This is a genomic window from Pedobacter sp. V48, from assembly GCF_000523515.1.
Taxonomy (GTDB): Bacteria; Bacteroidota; Bacteroidia; order Sphingobacteriales; family Sphingobacteriaceae; genus Pedobacter.
The window spans coordinates 22,248-41,214 of the sequence record NZ_AWRU01000019.1 but is presented as its reverse complement, the minus strand read 5'-3'; the positions used below and the strand labels follow the sequence as shown (position 1 = coordinate 41,214).

The 18,967-nt window shown below is 40.7% G+C and carries 11 protein-coding genes and 2 pseudogenes; 11 read left to right on the top strand and 2 right to left on the bottom strand.

Going from position 1 to position 18,967, the window contains the following annotated elements; genetic code table 11:
- Positions 1-8 precede the first annotated feature (8 nt).
- The 11 genes and pseudogenes from N824_RS16520 to N824_RS16470 all read left to right on the top strand — a co-directional run bounded on the left by N824_RS16520 (position 9) and on the right by N824_RS16470 (position 16,605).
- Positions 9-1,556 (top strand): RagB/SusD family nutrient uptake outer membrane protein, encoded by a 1,548-nt coding sequence (locus N824_RS16520; RefSeq protein WP_048906262.1) that lies wholly within the window; start codon positions 9-11, stop codon positions 1,554-1,556.
- An 11-nt stretch (positions 1,557-1,567) separates the two neighbouring features.
- On the top strand, positions 1,568-2,260 hold the full coding sequence (locus N824_RS16515; protein ID WP_048906357.1) for a hypothetical protein: 693 nt from the start codon (positions 1,568-1,570) through the stop codon (positions 2,258-2,260).
- A 41-nt stretch (positions 2,261-2,301) separates the two neighbouring features.
- Positions 2,302-4,761 carry a glycoside hydrolase family 2 TIM barrel-domain containing protein gene (locus N824_RS16510; RefSeq protein WP_048906261.1) on the top strand — a complete coding sequence of 820 codons (2,460 nt, stop codon included), beginning with the start codon at positions 2,302-2,304 and terminating at the stop codon, positions 4,759-4,761.
- 9 nt (positions 4,762-4,770) lie between these two features.
- Entirely contained in the window at positions 4,771-7,323 is a 2,553-nt protein-coding gene (locus N824_RS16505) for a glycoside hydrolase N-terminal domain-containing protein (RefSeq protein ID WP_052334179.1), read from the top strand.
- Between the two features lie 10 nt (positions 7,324-7,333).
- Complete coding sequence (locus tag N824_RS16500; protein WP_048906260.1) at positions 7,334-9,481, top strand: TIM-barrel domain-containing protein; 2,148 nt, start codon at positions 7,334-7,336, stop codon at positions 9,479-9,481.
- 5 nt (positions 9,482-9,486) lie between these two features.
- Positions 9,487-10,647 (top strand): alginate lyase family protein, encoded by a 1,161-nt coding sequence (locus N824_RS16495; protein ID WP_052334169.1) that lies wholly within the window; start codon positions 9,487-9,489, stop codon positions 10,645-10,647.
- Positions 10,635-11,981 (top strand): annotated as a pseudogene (locus N824_RS28075) (alpha-L-fucosidase). Before N824_RS16495 ends, N824_RS28075 begins: the two are co-directional and overlap by 13 nt.
- 13 nt (positions 11,982-11,994) lie before the next feature.
- Positions 11,995-12,522 carry a hypothetical protein gene (locus N824_RS34370; protein WP_048906259.1) on the top strand — a complete coding sequence of 176 codons (528 nt, stop codon included), beginning with the start codon at positions 11,995-11,997 and terminating at the stop codon, positions 12,520-12,522.
- Between the two features lie 241 nt (positions 12,523-12,763).
- Positions 12,764-13,735: pseudogene (locus N824_RS16480) on the top strand (glycoside hydrolase family 88 protein).
- Positions 13,736-13,834: 99 nt separating this feature from the next.
- Positions 13,835-15,271 (top strand): alpha-L-fucosidase, encoded by a 1,437-nt coding sequence (locus tag N824_RS16475; protein ID WP_048906258.1) that lies wholly within the window; start codon positions 13,835-13,837, stop codon positions 15,269-15,271.
- Positions 15,272-15,276: 5 nt separating this feature from the next.
- Positions 15,277-16,605, top strand: a complete 1,329-nt coding sequence (locus N824_RS16470) for a polysaccharide lyase 6 family protein (RefSeq protein WP_048906257.1) — start codon at positions 15,277-15,279, stop codon at positions 16,603-16,605.
- A gap of 144 nt (positions 16,606-16,749) precedes the next feature.
- Here N824_RS16470 and N824_RS16465 read toward each other — a convergent pair whose 3' ends face one another.
- The gene (locus N824_RS16465) at positions 16,750-18,288 is read right to left on the bottom strand and encodes a hypothetical protein (RefSeq protein WP_052334167.1); all 1,539 of its coding nucleotides are present in this window, start codon (positions 18,286-18,288) and stop codon (positions 16,750-16,752) included.
- A gap of 167 nt (positions 18,289-18,455) precedes the next feature.
- Positions 18,456-18,965: a hypothetical protein gene (locus tag N824_RS16460; RefSeq protein ID WP_048906256.1), complete on the bottom strand. Its 510-nt coding sequence runs from the start codon at positions 18,963-18,965 to the stop codon at positions 18,456-18,458.
- Between the last annotated feature and the right edge of the window lie 2 nt (positions 18,966-18,967).

Here is an 18,967-nt window from a genome sequence, read left to right as displayed (position 1 = left end):
CAGAAATCATGAAGAAAATATTATATATAAGCGCGGTTTTTAGTGTTATTCTTTTCTTAGGTAGCTGCAAGAAGTTCCTAACTGAAGAGCCATTAACGCAGGTATCTGCTAAGAATTATTTTAAATCGTTAAAAGATGTAAATGCTGCAATGGCCGGTGTATACGGATCCTTTCAACAAATAATGACAGGTACAGGGGCAAATTTTAGTGGTAAGTACCATTATTGGGGAGAGGCCCGCTCAGATAATTTTGATCTGCACCCTGGTTATAACAACATTACCATGCAGGAGCTTTCATTAAACAACCTTACCTCGGGAAATGCACAATCATCGTGGGCCGAGTTGTACAGAACTATTGGAAGAGCAAATACCGCAATTAAATACATTCCACAAGCGGCTTCTTTGGATAATCAGATTACACCGGCGATAAGGGATAAGAATTTGGCAGAATGTTATGCAATGAGGGCAATGTGCTATTTCTACATCATCAGACTTTGGGGTGATGCGCCAATATGGACTGAACCGTATGACGATTTCACTCAGGAAGATGAGAGGCCAAGAGAATCTAAAGACAAAATCATGAAAGAAATCATTCTTGCCGATCTGGAAAAAGCATATTCATTAACACAGAAACTTCAAACCCCTAATGTATGGTTAATTGGAGAGGCTGGTATTGCTGCAATTGCGGCAGACGCTTATATGTGGAATGCAGGTGCAAATAACCAGCCTCAGGATTATGAGAATGCAATAATATGGATCAAAAGGGTTTTTGCTGCAAAAGCACCTTCGGGCAAGGTATACGGTGGTAACGAGATCACAGATCTTGAGAGCCAGGCAGATTGGAAACCAAAATTGTTTCTTGATCCTACAGGTTCTAAAGAGGCGATCTGGAGTATTTACTGGGATAATGTAAATAACGGCTGTGCATGTATTCCTGTTTCAATTGGAGAGTCTAATACTACCATTCGACTAGATTCTGTAATTCACAACGATTGGAAATTGAATAAAGCTGATACCAGGGTAACCAAAACACTTGATACGTTGAAAACGCTTGCGCATTTCGATAGGCTGCTTAAGTATTATGATGTTCCAGGTTCTGGTTTCCCGGGAAGTGGCAAGCCTGCTAAAGAATACAATGTTTACCTGGTGATGTACCGTTTAGGTGATGTTTATCTTTCTTATGCTGAAGCGCTAAATAAAACAGGCGACCGCGCAGGAGCCTTAAAATACCTGAATTTTATTAGGGTGCGTGCTGGTTTGGCCGCGCTGGCTGCTGATGATCCTTCGGTTGCAAATGAAACTGCGATGGAAGATGCCATCCTTCAGGAAAGAAGATATGAGCTTTTTGGAGAAGGTAAAAGATGGTTTGACCTGGTTCGTACAAACCATGTGAACAAAATAATGGATCCTGTAATTAACAGAAGGCTAACCAGGCTGCAAGGTGGAATACCTGCTACTGGTGGTTTCGGACCACTAAAAGAAAAGCTGTTGTGGCCAATAAACCGCTTTGTTCTGGAAGATAATAGGCAATTAGTTCAAAATCCAACTTACAATTAATGATCAGGAAAATGAAGAATTTATTTAGAAACATATTAACGGTAGCCACTATTGCTACTTTAATTTCCGGATGTTCTCTTGCAGGTCTGGACTTGCAGGAAAACTACGATAGGGTTCCGCATACTGTAGACCCAAAGATTTATAAAAGTACATGGCAATACCTTAAGGACAGATCCAGAGGGACTAATAGCGAGGCAAGGATATTTGACAGGATGATGGAAGCTATTGAGTATTCCGAAATAGATACAAACGAGTACAAAAAACCTAACCGAACATTTATACTATTAAATAATGGGGCTGTTACCGGTGCAAACTTTTGGGGTACTTATAAAATAAATGGCAAGGTTGCCACCAAGTGGGATGATTATCCTAAAGAGTTCGTGAAAAATTACCTTTTGTACCTTATAGTGGAGGGACAGCATGATCATTTTACTATTCCAGCACTTCAAACAATAGAAGGTAGTACACTGGCACCTAAAGGTTACTGGAATCAGTTACCGGCAGGTATTACTTCAACCAGTGTTTTTATACCTAACCCTAATTCTATTATGACCATTAAGGTACTTAATTCATCTCCATCTAATACCTCTGATTATCCGATTGTATTGAATGAGGTATTGAATGTTAGAACCAGTAGCATACAGGCTACAAATGGCTCTATACATGTAATTGGAGGCGTATTAACTACAACTATTCCTGAGTAAGCCTTAGAAACCTATTATACCCATAAATTATATTGATAAAAGTGAAAAAATACAAACTGATACTTCTTTTAGGATTGCTGATTTGCAACCACTACTTATTTGCACAACAAAAACAACGTTTAATCGGAAACTGGGAATATTTAAAAGGCGATCTGGGAGGCGTTTGGGAAGCTGTAAGGCCAGTTAAGGAAGGCAATCCGGAAAGTGTTCCGTTTTGGCATAAGGTTACATTGCCGCATTGTTTTAATGCTACTGATGCGGTAGATCCTGATGTGAATTACTATCAGGGACCAGGTTGGTATCGTACGCAGCTAACAATTGCGAACCCCTACCAAAAGGGGAGAACTTTGCTTCACTTTGAGGGAGCCGGACAAAAAACGCAGGTTTACATCTACAATAAAAAGGTAGGTGAACATGTTGGCGGCTACGATGAATTCACTATTGATATAACCGATGAGGTGGAGGCCTTCAAAAAAAATGAAGTCTTTCAAAAGGAATTTAACGGTAAAATTCCTGTAGAAATACGCTGCGACAATTCAAGGGATCTGGAAATGATCCCTTCCAGTCTGTCCGATTTTAATGTGTATGGCGGTTTGTACCGCTATGTAAACCTGGTTTATACCCCACAGGTATCTTTAGATAAAGTATTTGCCAATGCAAGTGTTGATGCAAAGGGAGGTGTAGGCAGACTATCGGTGGCGGCCAGATTATTAAATCCGGATGGGATTGATACGATTTCTGTAAAGATCGATCTTAAAGATCCGCAGGGTAATGTAATCTCGAGCTGGAAAAAGGAGATCAAGGCTTTTAAAGGCGATAAGATGCTTTGGGATACTGTGGTTAAAAATCCAAAACTCTGGTCTACTGATCAACCCAACCTCTACACCATTGAAACTACAGTGAGCGCTAAGAACGATATAAGTGTTCATCAGGAAAAGATCGGCTTCAGAAATTTCGAATTCGTAAAAAAAGGCCCCTTTATGCTCAACGGCAAAAGATTGCTATTAAGAGGAACACACCGGCACGAGGATCATGCTGGTGTAGCACAGGCTATGACTGAGGATATGATAAAGCAGGAAATGTTGATGATGAAAGAAATGGGGGTAAACTTTATCCGCCTGGGGCATTATCAACAATCGAGAATAGTGCTTGATCTGTGCGACAGCTTAGGAATATTGGTATGGGAGGAAATTCCATGGTGCCGCGGTGGTTTAGGTGGCGATACTTATAAAGATCAGGCACTCAGAATGTTGACAAATATGATTGAGCAGCATTACAATCACGCTTCAGTAATTATCTGGGGGCTTGGTAATGAAAACGACTGGCCAGGCGATTTTACTGAATTTGACAAAGACAAGATCAGGGCTTTTATGAAAGAGTTAAACGACCTTTCACATAAGCTGGATCCATCAAGGAAAACAGCCATCAGGCGATGCGATTTCTGTAAGGACATTGTTGATGTTTATTCGCCTTCTATTTGGGCAGGCTGGTATCGTGGTATTTATACCGAGTATAAGGAAGCTTCCAGAAAGGAATTTGAGAGTGTAGATCGTTTTCTGCATGTTGAATGGGGTGGCGATAGTCATGCCGGCCGTCATTCTGAAAGTCCGGATAAAGCGCTAAGTCTGGTTAAAACAGGTGTAGGAGCGGATGAAAGAGAGGGCGATGCTTCATTATATGGAGGAAGTGCAAGGGTATCTAAGGATGGCGATTGGAGCGAAAGCTATATTGTGAACCTGATAGACTGGCATTTAAAAGAGCAGGAATCTATGCCTTGGTTAACAGGTACAGCGTACTGGCCATTTAAAGATTTTTCTACACCAATTCGTCCGGATAATCCGGTTCCTTATGTAAATCAAAAAGGGGTTGTAGAGAGAGACTTTACCAAAAAAGAATCTTATTATGTTTTTCAGGCCTATTGGACAAAAACGCCGATGGTACATATCTATGGACATTCATGGCCGGTAAGATGGGGAGATGCGGGAGAGGAGAAAATGGTTAAAGTATATTCTAATTGCGATGAAGCCGAGCTTTTTGTAAATGGTAAAAGTGTGGGTAAGAAAAAGCGAAACATTAAAAGTTTCCCTGCGCTGGGTTTAAGGTGGATGGTAAAATTAAACGAAGGAACCAATAACTTTAAAGTAGTGGCTACTAAGGATGGCAAGACTGTGACAGATGAGATCAGTCAGCAATATCAAACTGCAAAATGGACTAAACCGGCTAAAATGGTATTAGAAAAAGTGTCAGAAAAAAAAGGAGTTGCAACAATTCAGGTAAAATTGACTGATGATAAAGGTATATTGTGTCTGGATGCAGTAAATTACATCACATTTGGCTTAACAGGAGATGGAAGCCTGGTAGACGATCAGGGAACTTCCAGCGGTTCAAGAAAAGTGCAGCTAAGTAATGGGCATGCAATTATTAGTGTAAAACTAAATGGCGGAAAAAGCGTAGCCAGTGTTAAGGCAACTGGAATACCTTCTGCATTTATAGAACTTTAAATGAGTATAATGAAATTAAAGCAGGCTTTATTATCAGGCGCTATCGTAATGAGTATTGGTGCAGAGGCACAAACAAATAACCTTAAACTGTGGTATAATAAACCTGCAAAGGCATGGGAAGAGGCACTGCCTTTGGGCAATGGTAAAACCGGTGCAATGGTTTACGGTCGCGTAAACCGCGAGCGCATTCAGTTAAACGACAATACACTTTGGTCTGGTTTTCCAGATGATGGTAACAATGTCAACGGTCCTCAGGTTTTGCCTCAGGTTCGTAAAGCAATTTTTGAAGGTAATTACGATCAGGCAGCCCTACTTTGGAAAAAAATGCAAGGCCCATATTCGGCAAGGTACCTGCCCTTAGGCGAACTTTACATTCTGGATAACCGGAAGGATAGTGTAACCACATCGTACAAAAGAGAACTGGATATCAATACCGCCATTTCTGCAGTGAATTATACCATAGAGGGGGTAACATACAAAAGGGAAGTTTTTACCAGCCATCCGGATAAAGCACTGCTGGTTAGGATAACTTCAAGCCAGCCAGGTGCTTTAAATTTTAAAGCCGGATTGGTAAGTAAGCTGCGGTTTAATGTTAATGGTGCAGGTCAGAACGGGCTTACCCTTACAGGTAAGGCACCAAAATATGTAGCAAACAGAGATTACGATCCAAAACAAATAGAATACGATGAGCGATCGGGAGAGGGGATGAACTTCGAGATTCGTATCAAAGTGAAAAATGAAGGGGGTACTGTAAAAATCAGTAACCAGCAGGTAGAGGTAGCCAATGCAAATGCAGTGACGATATACTTATCAGAGGCCACCAGTTTTAACGGTTTTGATAAGTCTCCTGGTTTAAAAGGCAAGGACCCTTCCGTTGAAGCCAAAGCAAATCTGGATAAGGTTTATGCAAAAGCATACAATGATTTAAAAGCTAAGCATGTTACAGATTATCAGCAACTGTTTAAAAGAGTTGGATTTCAGCTAAAAGCAAACCCAGAAGCAGAACAACAACCTACAGATGAGCGTTTGCTGCAATATGCTAAAAACAAAAACGATCAGGGATTACAAACATTGTATTATCAGTTTGGCAGGTATTTAATGATTGCAGCATCCAGACCAGGTTCACGACCTTCCAATTTACAGGGAATCTGGAATGATATGGTCCAACCGCCATGGGGCAGTAATTATACCACGAACATTAATACCGAGATGAATTACTGGCTGGCAGAAAACACAAACCTATCTGAATGTCACGAGCCGCTGTTTAATTTTATGAAGGAGCTTGCGGTAAATGGGGCTAAAACAGCCAGGGTTAACTATAATATAAACAAGGGCTGGGTGGTACACCACAACTCTGATCTTTGGGCTAAGAGTTCCCCTCCGGGCGGTTACGATTCAGACCCCAAGGGGATGCCAAGATGGTCTGCATGGCCTATGAGTGGAGCCTGGTTTAGTACCCATCTATATGAGCATTATCAGTTTACGGGCGACAAAGTTTTCTTAAAAAATATGGCCTATCCATTAATGAAGGGAGCTGCTGAGTTTATGCTGCAATGGCTGATTAAAGATCCTAACAGCAATTATTTAATCACAAACCCATCTACCTCTCCAGAAAATACAGTTAAAATAAAAGGGAAAGAATACCAGCTCTCTATGGCCTCGACCATGGATATGTCTATTCTGAGGCAACTTTTCACAGATATTATTGCCTCTTCGGAAGCCTTAAATGAGGATGCGGATTTTAGAGCGGAGCTGATCGCTGCGCGTGAGAAACTGTATCCGTTTCATATTGGTCAGTATGGCCAACTGCAGGAATGGTTTCAGGACTGGGATGATCCAAAAGATACCCACCGTCACATCTCTCATTTGTTCAGTTTATATCCCGGGAATCAGATTTCTGTATTTGAAACACCTGAACTGGCAAGCGCTGCAAAACAATCTATGATATACAGAGGTGATGTAAGCACAGGATGGTCTATGGCCTGGAAAATAAACTGGTGGGCCAGGTTACAAGATGGCAATCATGCTTATAAAATACTGGAAGATGCTTTTGCCTATATCGATCCTACAAAAGAAAAAGAACAGATGAGCGGAGGTGGAACTTATCCTAATCTATTCGATGCACATCCTCCATTTCAGATTGATGGAAACTTTGGTGCAACGGCAGGCATGACCGAAATGCTTTTGCAAAGCCAGGATGGTATGCTAAGCTTATTACCGGCCTTACCAGATGCCTGGAAAGAGGGGAGCATAAAAGGAATTAAAGCCAGAGGCAATTTTGTGGTAAACCTGGACTGGAAGAACGGAAAGCTTGCACAAGCACTTATAAAATCAGAAATTGGTGGTAACTGCAGGCTAAGAACCCTGCAAAAAATAAAGGTGGTGGAAGCAGATGCAAAGCCTGTAAACGGATCAAACCCAAATCCACTTACACAACTGCCGTACAAACCTCAATATAAAAACAATGCTAAATCTCCTTTGCAATCTGTTCCAATGCAGCAAGGCTATGTAGTAGACTTTAAAACGGAAAAAGGAAAAACCTATAAAATAATTACCCTATAAAATTGCCTTCATGAACAAAATATTTAAATACCCAATATATCTGTTGCTCTTACTTTTAACTACTGATTTGGCCGCACAAGATATTAAATGGGAAGTAGTAGCTCCAGGTGTATGGAAAGGCAGTGTTGGGAAACCAGAAGCTTATAACTTATTAACCGCTTCTGGTGCTACACCATCTGCCGATGGACTAAAAAATATGGGTGATGCTCCATTTCCATTTGAAAAAAGTGAAATCACCGGAAAACTATCAGATGGTAAAACCTATGTGCGTTTTCCATTAGATAAAAAGGAGCAGCTTTATGGCTTTGGACTAAACTTCCAAACGGTACACCAGCGCGGTAAAATCCTTGAACTCCACGTAGATCATTATGGAGGTAAAGATAATGGACGCACCCATGCACCAACGCCATTTTACGTTTCATCTAATGGATATGGCGTTTTTGTAAATTCAGCACGTTATTTAAAAGTATTTGCAGGTTCCTCTGTTAAAAGAGATGGTGCAAATGTGCCGGAAGCCAAAGATCGTAATACCGATAAAAGCTGGTCGGCCCGCCCTTATTCTGATGGTGTGGAGATCCTTGTACCAGCTGAAGGTGTAGAGTTTTATGTTTTTGCAGGCCCAAAACCATTAGATGCCGTTCGCAGATATAACCTGCTTAATGGAGGTGGAGTGTTGCCCCCGCGTTGGGGTTTAGGCTTTACGCAGCGTGTTAAAACCTTATTTACTTCTAAGGATGTGGAAGACGAAGCTAAAGCATTTCAAGACAAAGGCTTCCCCTTAGACTTTATCGGACTGGAGCCGGGATGGCAAAGCAGAGCTTATCCATGTACATTTGAATGGGATATCAAGCGTTATCCAGAACCTGCTGCTTTTGTAAAAAAAATGCTGGGCAAGGGCATCAGACTTAACCTATGGACTAATCCTTATGTTTCGCCGGAAGCATCAATTTATAAGGCAATTAAACCCTATACTGCTGATCATACGGTTTGGGTAGGGGCAGTTCCTGATCTAACCATGCCCGAGGCCCGCGATATTTTCTTCGGACAGCTTAAAAAGAGCCAGGTAGATATTGGCATAAGCGGATATAAATTTGATGAGGTAGATGGATATGATCATTATTTATGGCCTGATGTAACGATATTCCCATCGGGTAAAAGCGCAGAGCAATTGCGCCAAACTTATGGCCTGCTTATTCAGCGTTACAGCGCGGCTTTATATCATGAGCGTAACCAACGTACTTACGGGTTGGTAAGGGCTTCTAATGGTGGAGGCAGTTCGTTGCCTTATGTAATTTACAACGACTACTATAACCATGAAGATTTTATTACTGCCTTAATAAACAGCAGTTTTGCAGGGGTATTGTGGACTCCTGAAGCGAGGGCATCTAAAACCGGAGAGGAATGGTTGCGTCGTATGCAGTCGGTAGTTTTCTCGCCAATGGCGATGATCAATGCGTGGTCTAGCGGTACAAAACCTTGGTCGTACCCGGAAGTAGAACAGCAGGTAAAAGATATGGCAATTCTGCGTATGCAAATGATGCCTTATTGGTACAGCGAATTTGCGAAATACCACTTTCAAGGTATCCCCCCATTTAGGGCAATGAACCTGGAAGAAGGTTATCAATCTGATGTTAAAAAAGAAGTAAAAAGTACCAATCTTGAAGATAATCCTTATGTGGAGGCAGTGAGTAAAGAAGTTAAAGACCAGTACATGGCAGGTGAGTATCTATTAGTTGCTCCTATGTTTACCGGAAAGCAAACGCGTACCGTAATACTTCCTAAAGGCAAATGGTTCGATTTCTATACCGGTAAATATGCAGGTGATGGAGAGGTGATCACTGTTACACCGGGACTGGATAAAATACCTGTTTACGTAAAAGATGGTGGCATTATCCCAATGGGGCCTGCCTTACTGCATGCACCTAAACCTAATGAAAAAGTAAATCTAGAAATCAGGTATTATGGTAGCAAGCCTGCAAAATATCAGCTTTATGATGATGATGGTGAGACATTTAATTATGAAAAAGGAGCATATAGCTTTAGAGAGATCAACATCTCTAAAACAACAGGTGGTAAACTGAAAACAAGTATATCTAAAGCCGAAAACGGTAAACCAAATACAATTGACAAGATTACATTTAAAGCTATGACCAATTAACAGTGATGATTAGAAAATACATATTTACTTTTTTTATGGCCATTGTGGTAATGATGGTACAGCAATCCTGCTCCATAAAAAAGGCGCCTGTTAGTGCATTAAAAAAGCAGGTGATAGAGCAGGCAAACTGGGCTATGCAGCAGCAACCAGTTACTGTTACAGCGAAAACTTCTTCAAGAAGTGCGGGTGATAAACACGATTTCTATTCGGAGGGCGACTATTGGTGGCCTGATCCTAAAGATGCAAACGCGCCTTATATTCAAAAAGATGGGATGACCAATCCGGATAATTTTGTTGCCCATCGGTTGGCGATGATCCGGTTCAGCAAGATCATTGGTGCACTTGCATCGGCTTATAAAATAACAGGAGATGATAAATATGTAAAACAGGCAATGGTTCATTTAGAAGCCTGGTTTATAAATCCTGCTACTTTAGTGAATGCGAACCTGCAATATGCGCAGGCAATTAAAGGCAGGTTTACAGGCAGAGGGATAGGAATTATAGATACCATTCAGCTATTGGAGGTTGCACAGGGGGTTATTGTGATGCAAGAGGCATTAGATCCAAAGGTTTTGTCTGGAACCAAAAAATGGTTTACAGCATACCTTGGCTGGTTAATGAGCCATCCTTATGGCAAAGCAGAAATGAATGCCCAGAACAATCATGGAACCTGCTTTACCATGCAGGTGGCATCCTTTGCTAAACTTACCGGAGATGAAAAATTGCTTAATTTTTGCAGAGAAAGGTATAAAACGGTGTTGTTGCCAGGTCAAATGGGGGTAGATGGAAGCTTTCCAAGAGAGCTGTCGAGAACAAAACCTTATGGTTATTCTATTTTTAATTTAGATGCCATGACTACACTTTGCCAGATACTTTCTACTAAAGCCGACAATTTATGGGAGTTTAAAACTGCCGACGGCAAATCTATTGAGAAGGGGATTAGTTACCTTTATCCTTATCTGGCTGATAAGAGTAAGTGGACTTTAAAACCTGATGTGATGTATTGGGAAAACTGGCCCGTTGCACAGCCAGCTTTGATATTCGGGGCACAGGCATTTCATAAAACAGAATGGTTAAACACCTGGTTTAAGCTGGAGCATGACCCAAAAGTAGAAGAAGTAATCAGAAACCTACCTGTAAGAAACCCTTTGATATGGCTAAACTAAACTATAAAAGCATTTCTTTATTTCTCTTACTTCTGCTGTTGTGCAGCACCGCACAGAGCCAGGTTTCGGGAGATGAGGATGTAAATATGTTTAATCAGGCGTTGCAAAGAGATCAGAAAGCCATAGATACGGCAATGGCAGGATGGTGGCGCAAATCTATGAAAACGCATAATCAGCGCATTGCATGGTGGCGCGAGGCACGCTTTGGAATGTTCATCCATTGGGGGCTTTACTCAAACCCTGCAGGAGAGTGGAAAGGTAAAAAGGTAAACGGGTATTCGGAACATTTAATGCGGAAGGAAAAGATCACAAGGGCTGCATATCTTTATCTGGCTCATGAATTTAATCCATTAAAATTCAATGCAGAAGAGTGGATTCTAAAAGCAAAGAATGCTGGTATGGGATATTTTATCATTACCGCTAAACACCATGATGGCTTTGCAATGTACGATAGTAAGGTCTCGGATTTCAACGTCGTGCAGCAAACCCCTTTTAAGCGAGATCCAATGGCAGAACTGGCAGCAGCAGCGAAAAAGCACAACATGAAGTTTGGATTTTACTATTCTCATGCTTTTGACTGGGAACATCCCGATGCACCCGGAAACGACTGGGAATATCAAAATCCAGGAGGTGATAAACTATTGGGTGGTGCAAACTGGTTCGATAGTCACCCAGAATGGCTTCCTAAAGCGGTTAAATATGTAAATCAAAAGGCCATTCCTCAAATAAAAGAGTTAATTAATAAGTATCATCCAGATATACTTTGGTTTGATACCCCACATAAACTACCGCTTTCAGAAAATCTGAGGATATTGGAAGCCATCCGAGAAACGGACCCAAATATCGTTGTTAACGGCAGACTTGCCAGAAGTAACTATGGCGGCTTTGGTGATTACCTAAACACTGGCGACAGACCAGCTGAATTGCGCACGGTAGAGGGCGACTCAGAAGCAATTCCTACAACTAATGAGTCGTATGGTTACTCCAAACATGACAACAGTCATAAATCTCCCAAATTCTTTATACAACTTTTGGCAAATAGTGCTTCAAGGGGTGGTAACCTTTTAATGAATATTGGTCCAAAAGGGGATGGTAGTTTTGATGAAAAGGATACCAGGATTCTGGATGAAATAGGGGTATGGATGAAAACCAATTCAGCCAGTATTAAAGGTACAAAACGTTCAGCCTTGCCTGTCCCTGGATGGGGTGTTATTWSWSRWAAAGNTAANYTGCWWYATCTKCAKGYKTTWAACNNTKGSYTGYCRATKKCWWYYNTNAMTTRTNTGSTNRRMTTAAMGMGNCARTGYWWCGAGTGCTTATCTTTTAGCAGATAATTCAAAAAAGAAATTGACAACCAAACGTTTAACGCCTGAAGATGTTGCAATTACTTTACCTCAAAAAACACCAGATGCTACTGATGCTGTTATTGTACTGGAAGTAAAAGGTAATGTACTTGCTGATACGGTAAGGCGCTTAGCTAAAAACACAACTAACAGACTGCTGGCTTTTGATGCCCAGTTGCATGGTAAGAAATTTACTTTTGGCGATGGTAAAACAGATCGCTATTATGTAGACGGGTGGAAATTAAAGGACCAATACTTATCGTGGACATTAAAATCACTTCAAGCTGCAAAATATAAAATAGTGGTCAGGTATATTGCGGGCTCAACCTCGGGAGCTGCTTATGAAATCCAATTAGGTACTGCTAAAATTAACGCGTCAGTGCTTACTCCGGCCGATGGAATGGTAACCGCACAGGATGCAGGCGTTATTTCGGCACCGGCAGGTATACAAATGCTTACCATTAAACCAACACAAATTAAAGGAGCTGAACTAATGAAACTATTAGAGATACAGCTAATTCCTGTTCCATAAAACCTATAAAGCACTAACCAAATATGAACAAATATCTTTCTACAGTACTTATTTTATCTGCATTTCAATTACCATCCTTTGCGCAAAAGATCAATGTAAAAAAGGCATTTGAGCAGGCATCACAACAAACAGAGTTGATACTTAAAGAGGTAGATCAGGCAAAGGCAGCTTCGGGTAAACCAGAATTGGTTTCGCCAAGAACTTTAGACCACGGTAATTTAAAACTGGTAGCCTCCAAAGACTGGACAAGTGGTTTNKTKCNYYRKRRGAATTATGGTTTTTATACGAATACACCGGTAAAGAAAACTGGCTAATACAGGCAAAGAAATTCTCTGCAGACATAGAAAAGGAAAAGCAAAATGGTGTAACCCATGATATGGGTTTTAAAGTGTACTGCAGCATTGGGACGGGTTACAGGCTTACCAAAGACCCACACTATAAAGAAGTGATCATCGAATCTGCACAGACATTGAGTAAAAGATTTAACCCTAAAACAGGAGTAATCCGATCATGGGATCACAGTACCGATAAGTGGGTAAATCCGGTAATTATAGACAATATGATGAATCTGGAATTGCTTTTTGAAGCTACTAAGCTTACAGGCGATTCATCATTATATAAAATTGCGGTAAGCCATGCCAATACTACTATGAAAAATCATTTCCGTGCAGATTATAGTTCTTATCACGTAATCGATTATGACCCAAACACCGGGGCAGTTTTAAAAAAGAATACGCATCAGGGCTTTAGTCATGAATCAGCTTGGGCAAGAGGACAGGCATGGGCGCTTTATGGTTATACCATGTGTTATCGCTATACCAAAGATCCAGCATATTTAAATCAGGCAGAGCATGTTGCGGCCTTTATTCTTAATCACAAGAACATGCCAAAAGACCTGGTGCCTTATTGGGATTTTGATGCGCCTGGTATTCCTAATGAGCCTCGGGATGCATCTGCTGCAGCAGTAATTGCGTCTGGTCTTTATGAACTAACCGGATACAGCAGCAACAAGGACCTGTATAAAAGTAAGGCCGACCTGATGCTGCAGAGTTTAAGTACAAAATATATTTCACCGAAAGGAGAAAATAAGGGTTTTATTTTATTGCACAGCACAGGTTCAAAGCCATCAAACAGTGAAGTTGATGTGCCGATTTCTTATGCGGATTACTATTATCTGGAAGCACTTTTAAGATATAAAGCATTAAGTAAATAGGCCAATTAGGCTGAGTGATAAGCCAAAAGCAAAGATCATTTGCCAGTTATTACTCCCTAATTTAGGCATCACTCAATTACATTTATCAAGAAACACAACATGCGTAAAGTACTATTTTCAATATCATTAGCGCTTCTCTTTCTGGTTCAAACCGGCTACAGTCAAAAACAATTGTCTAAAGATGAACGCATGAAATGGTGGCGAGAGGCTAAGTTTGGAATGTTCATTCACTGGGGTGTTTATGCGCAGTTTGCAGGGATTTATAAAGGTCATGAGCAACGCAGGGGTGGGGCCGAATGGATCATGAACCGCTCTAAAATCCCGGTAGCTGAATATCAGGAAATGGCCAAGAGTTTTAACCCTGTAAAATACGATCCGGATGCCTGGGTAAAGATGGCCAAAGATGCAGGTATGAAATATATCATCATCACAGCAAAACATCATGATGGATTTGCCTTGTTTAACTCAAAAGCCAGCAAGTGGGACATAACTGATGCCACACCATACGGTAAAGATCTGTTAAAACCTTTAGCTGAAGCGTGTAAAAAGCAAGGAATGAAACTTGGCTTTTACTACTCGCAGGCTCAGGATTGGAATAACCCAGGAGGATCTGCAGCAAGAAAAGTAATGACAGAAGGCTGGCTAAATCCGGACTCAGCAAAGGTTGATGCCTATACTGAAGCCCATCATGGACATTGGGATCCTGCACAGGAAACCAAATCCTTTGCTCAGTATATTGATGAAGTATCGGTACCTCAGGTTAAAGAACTGATGACCAACTATGGCGATATAGCGGTACTTTGGTGGGATACGCCAACAAACATGACAGATGAAGCCGCGTTGAAATTACAGGATGCCATAAAAACCCAACCTCAGATTATCACCAACGACCGTTTAAAACGTCCTAATTTTCCAGGAGATACTAAAACCCCCGAACAAAAAATACCCAATCAGGCAGAGTTGGACGGAATGGATTGGGAAACCTGTATGACCATGAACGGAACCTGGGGCTTTAGAACTTCAGATAACAAATGGAAGTCGACAGAAACATTAATCAGAAACCTTGCGGATATTGCATCTAAAGGTGGCAACTATCTGTTAAATATTGGCCCTAAACCCGATGGGACATTTCCGCAGGAAAGTATAGACAGGTTAAAAGCCATTGGTGATTGGATGAAGGTAAATAGCGAAGCAATTTACGGGACCAAAGCCAGTCCGATACCACCAGTAGAATGGGGACGCTGCACCAGAAAAGAAACAGCCAAAGGTACTACACTTTATTTTTCTGTATTTAACTGGCCATCAGCTGGTAAACTGGTTATTCCTAATCTTAAAAATAAAGTGCTTTCAGCTACAATATTGGCCACAAAAGCTAAGTTGAAAACTACAACAGAAAACGGTGCTTTAACCATAACATTACCTTCGGCAGCACCCGATTCAACTGCGAGTGTGGTAAGAGTTGAGTTTGAAGGCCTGGTTGAAAATCAGATGCAGGCAAAACCTAAAGAGGCAATGAAAACAGGTGCATTAGATTAATTGCGATGAAGAAAACCATAATTTTAGGACTGATTCTTTTTTTGGGGATTAACCCCTCTTTAATCGCAAAAGAATACCAAATAAAATCGGCCAAAGATCTGGCAGTGTTGAATTTAAAGCCAGGCGATAAGGTAATTATGCAAGCGGGGGAATGGAAAGATCAGCAACTGGTATTTAAAGGAACGGGCACAAAAAATAAGCCTATTACACTTATCAGCGCAAAACCAGGCGGCATTGTGTTAAGTGGAAATTCTACTCTTAAAATTGATGGTACATGGCTGGTTGTTGATGGTCTTTCTTTTGCCAATGGATACATTGACAAGGGTGATGTAGTATTATTCTCGACCAAATCAATCTGGTGCAGGTTAACAAAGACTGCTATTGTTGAGTATAACAACCCCGATAAAACAGCTGATTACCGATGGATATCTATGAATGGTTTTAACAACAGGGTAGATCACTGCTTTATCAAAGGTAAAAGCCATCAGGGCGTTACCCTTACGGTATGGCTGTCGGACAAGCCTAATTATCACAGAATAGACCACAACTATTTTGGGGAACGACCTGAATTGGGAGGCAATGGCGGGGAGACTTTAAGGATAGGAAATAGCACCCGGTCGCTTCATGATTCAAAAACTACTATTGAAAACAACATATTTGAACATTGTGATGGAGAATTGGAAGCTGTATCTATAAAATCTTGCAAAAATATTATCCGCAACAACCTGTTTTACGAGTGTAAAGCAACACTTACCTTGCGTCACGGCAATAACTCAGAAGTATATGGAAACTACTTTATAGGCAACAATAAACCAGGTACAGGCGGAATAAGGATAATTGCGGAAGGACATAACGTGCATGACAATTACCTGCAGGGTATTACCGGTAAAAGTGTTAGCGCAGCAATTTCTATTATGGCGGGATTACCAAATCCAGAACTTAAAAGCCATTGGCAGGTTAAAAACGCAAGTATTATTAACAACCTGATCATTAATTCTGTTGAGCCTTTTTCTATAAGTGCTGGTTATAATCCAGGCAGATACTTGCCGCCGTTAAATACCATCTTCTCCAAAAATGTTATTGTAACCGATCATGAACCGCTAAAATGGAACGATGATAAGGTGGAAATTGAATTTAAAGACAACCTGATTGCTGGTAATGGTACTTTTGGTAAGCTTCCAAGTGGCTTTACAGTTAAAGACATTAAGCTAAAAAAGGATCAAAATGGATTATACTTAAAGCCTGATGAACTAGCGCATGAACCTTTCTGGAAAACAGAAGTTATTGGCCCATCTTGGATAAAAGGTATGACCAAAGTATTTAAAATAGAGTAAAGGCAAAAATAACCGTTCTTTTCGGAGTCTGGAACCTTTTGCCCGCTTCGCTAAAAGGGCAAAAGTTCCTAGGTCTCCTCTAAGAAGGTGATTTTTTAGGAAAGCAGGGTGTACTAGTATAGTACAATTTAACTTGTTTAATTCTTAGTTTACACTTCTTGCTTTTAACTGTGCTTTAAACAAAGAAGAAGGCTCTAAACCGGATTGGTTTAAGCCTTCCCATTCTCCGCTTTCTTTACCTTCTAAGCGACCTTTTAACTTTTTGCCTCGTACACCTATTGCGTAGTTCTTTCCTGAAACCCATGGGTTTTGTACGGCTGCGCCTGATACCTGGCAGTTCCATAATACTTGAGTTACACCCGACCAACCATGTCCGCTGCCCCAATTGCCACGATCTTGTACGTTAATTTCTCCATCGGTATCTATGTTGTCGTATAACGTTCCTGTAGCCCACCTATGGTGAGGTCCAATATCAGCATGTGTTTTTCTGGATTTGCAGTTGTAAAAAACGTTAGGTCCGTTAACGCGAGCTCCCGTTACATAATCATGGCGCCCTTCAGTAGTTTCCAGATTCTGGAAAAGGTTTTGTTGACCTTCATTATTAAAAGAATACCTTCTGCCACCTGTAATGATGGATTTTGCATCAAAGCACTTAGAATTGGTTACAGTTATGTTTTTAGCGCCTGATCTAAGGCTTACACAAGAGTTGCCAAAATAATAAGAACTCACATTCCTTACCCATCCATTTTCAATATGATCAAATTCAACTGCAACCCAGGCATGGTCTTCATCAGTATCACCCACAAATTCCGATTCAAAACGTATGTTTTCTATACCGTTTTCGGCTAATCTGCCTGCGTATTGATATTTGAATATTTCACCACCACCGTATTTTTTATCCATAGACATCACAATCGGGTTGTCCACAGAAATCTTATTTCCGTCAATGGCTGTTATTTGTCGCTCATAACTAAGGTTGTATTCTTGTGCTGTCCATTGTTTCGTGCCATCTCTGGCAATAATCTGATCCATCTTTAAATCATGAATCCATGCTTCGGTTCCCGGCCTGAAAACTATTATACGGTCGCCCTTTTTTAAGCCTTCTGATGATACTATATCGAAAGACTTTGCACCTGTAGGTACATAATCGTCTACAATTTTTGTCCTGCTGTTTTTTACTTCTGTAACCTTTCCTTTTCCACCTACTTTAATTAAAGATCTTTGACCTTTTCCGGCTGCAATAAGCTTTGTAGCATCTCCCTCTCCACGTAAAACGATGCCACTTGTTTGTATAGAAATAGTCCCGGCAATAGAGTAGGTGCCCTTTTTTAGTAAGATGGCGCCTCGGTATCCGTCTTTATCAGGAGCTAGAGCCGCGACTTCATCTATCACCTGTTGAATTATTTTGCCAGCATCACCTTGAACAGGATTAAGCGTTTTAACTATTCTTATATTGGGTATTTCTATTAATCCATGATGATAGCCAACATTACTGAAATCGGGGATGGTATTTCCTTTTTCATCAGGGATATAAGTAATGCTGCCATCTTTGTTTATGGTAAGAAATTTTGACTTCCAAAAAGCATGGTCATTTTTAAAAGAAATAATAATGGGGTAGATAAACAAACAAGAGCTTATCAGAATAAGATAGAATGCATTTAATATGTTTTTGTTGCTGCTCATTTTTTAATATTGCTGGTGCTTATTGTTAATAGTACACATGCAATTGAGCAATAATTGAGGGTTTTTTACTCTGTGTACTTAGCACAATAATCAGCCGAATTAGCATGTTGAAACAAAAAAGGCTCTGAACCATCCGGTTTAAAGCCTTTTAACTAAAAAATGGAACTCTAATGTTTTCCGTGTCCATGACCGTTTCCGTGTCCTCTTCCACGATCACCTTTCCAGCCTCTGTCATTGCCTTTGTATTTTTTATACTTGTAAGAATCGTGTCTGTCATAACCTCTATCTACATAACGTACCTGACGGCTGTAACGAACCGGTTGAGAATGATATGATCTGTATCTGGCATATCTTACCCTGTGGTCTCTATAATATCGATATGGCTCAGGTGAATTAATAACCACCTTATATCCATGGTATAAATCATAGTCTCTGTATCTTGGAGGTAAACCTGCAGAGAAAGTCCAGTTCCCATTGCTTAAGTAAATAAACTGTCTGGTAGGAACATAATAGTAACTTTCAATATCTGGCATATAATAATAATCGGCATGATCATAACCAGATGGCCCCCAGGCAGGCTGAGAACCGATGTTTACGCTAAGGCTAACCTGAGCCTTTGATTTGTTAGGCAAAAACCCGATTGCCCCAAGTAATGTTAAAAATAGTAGCTTTTTCATAA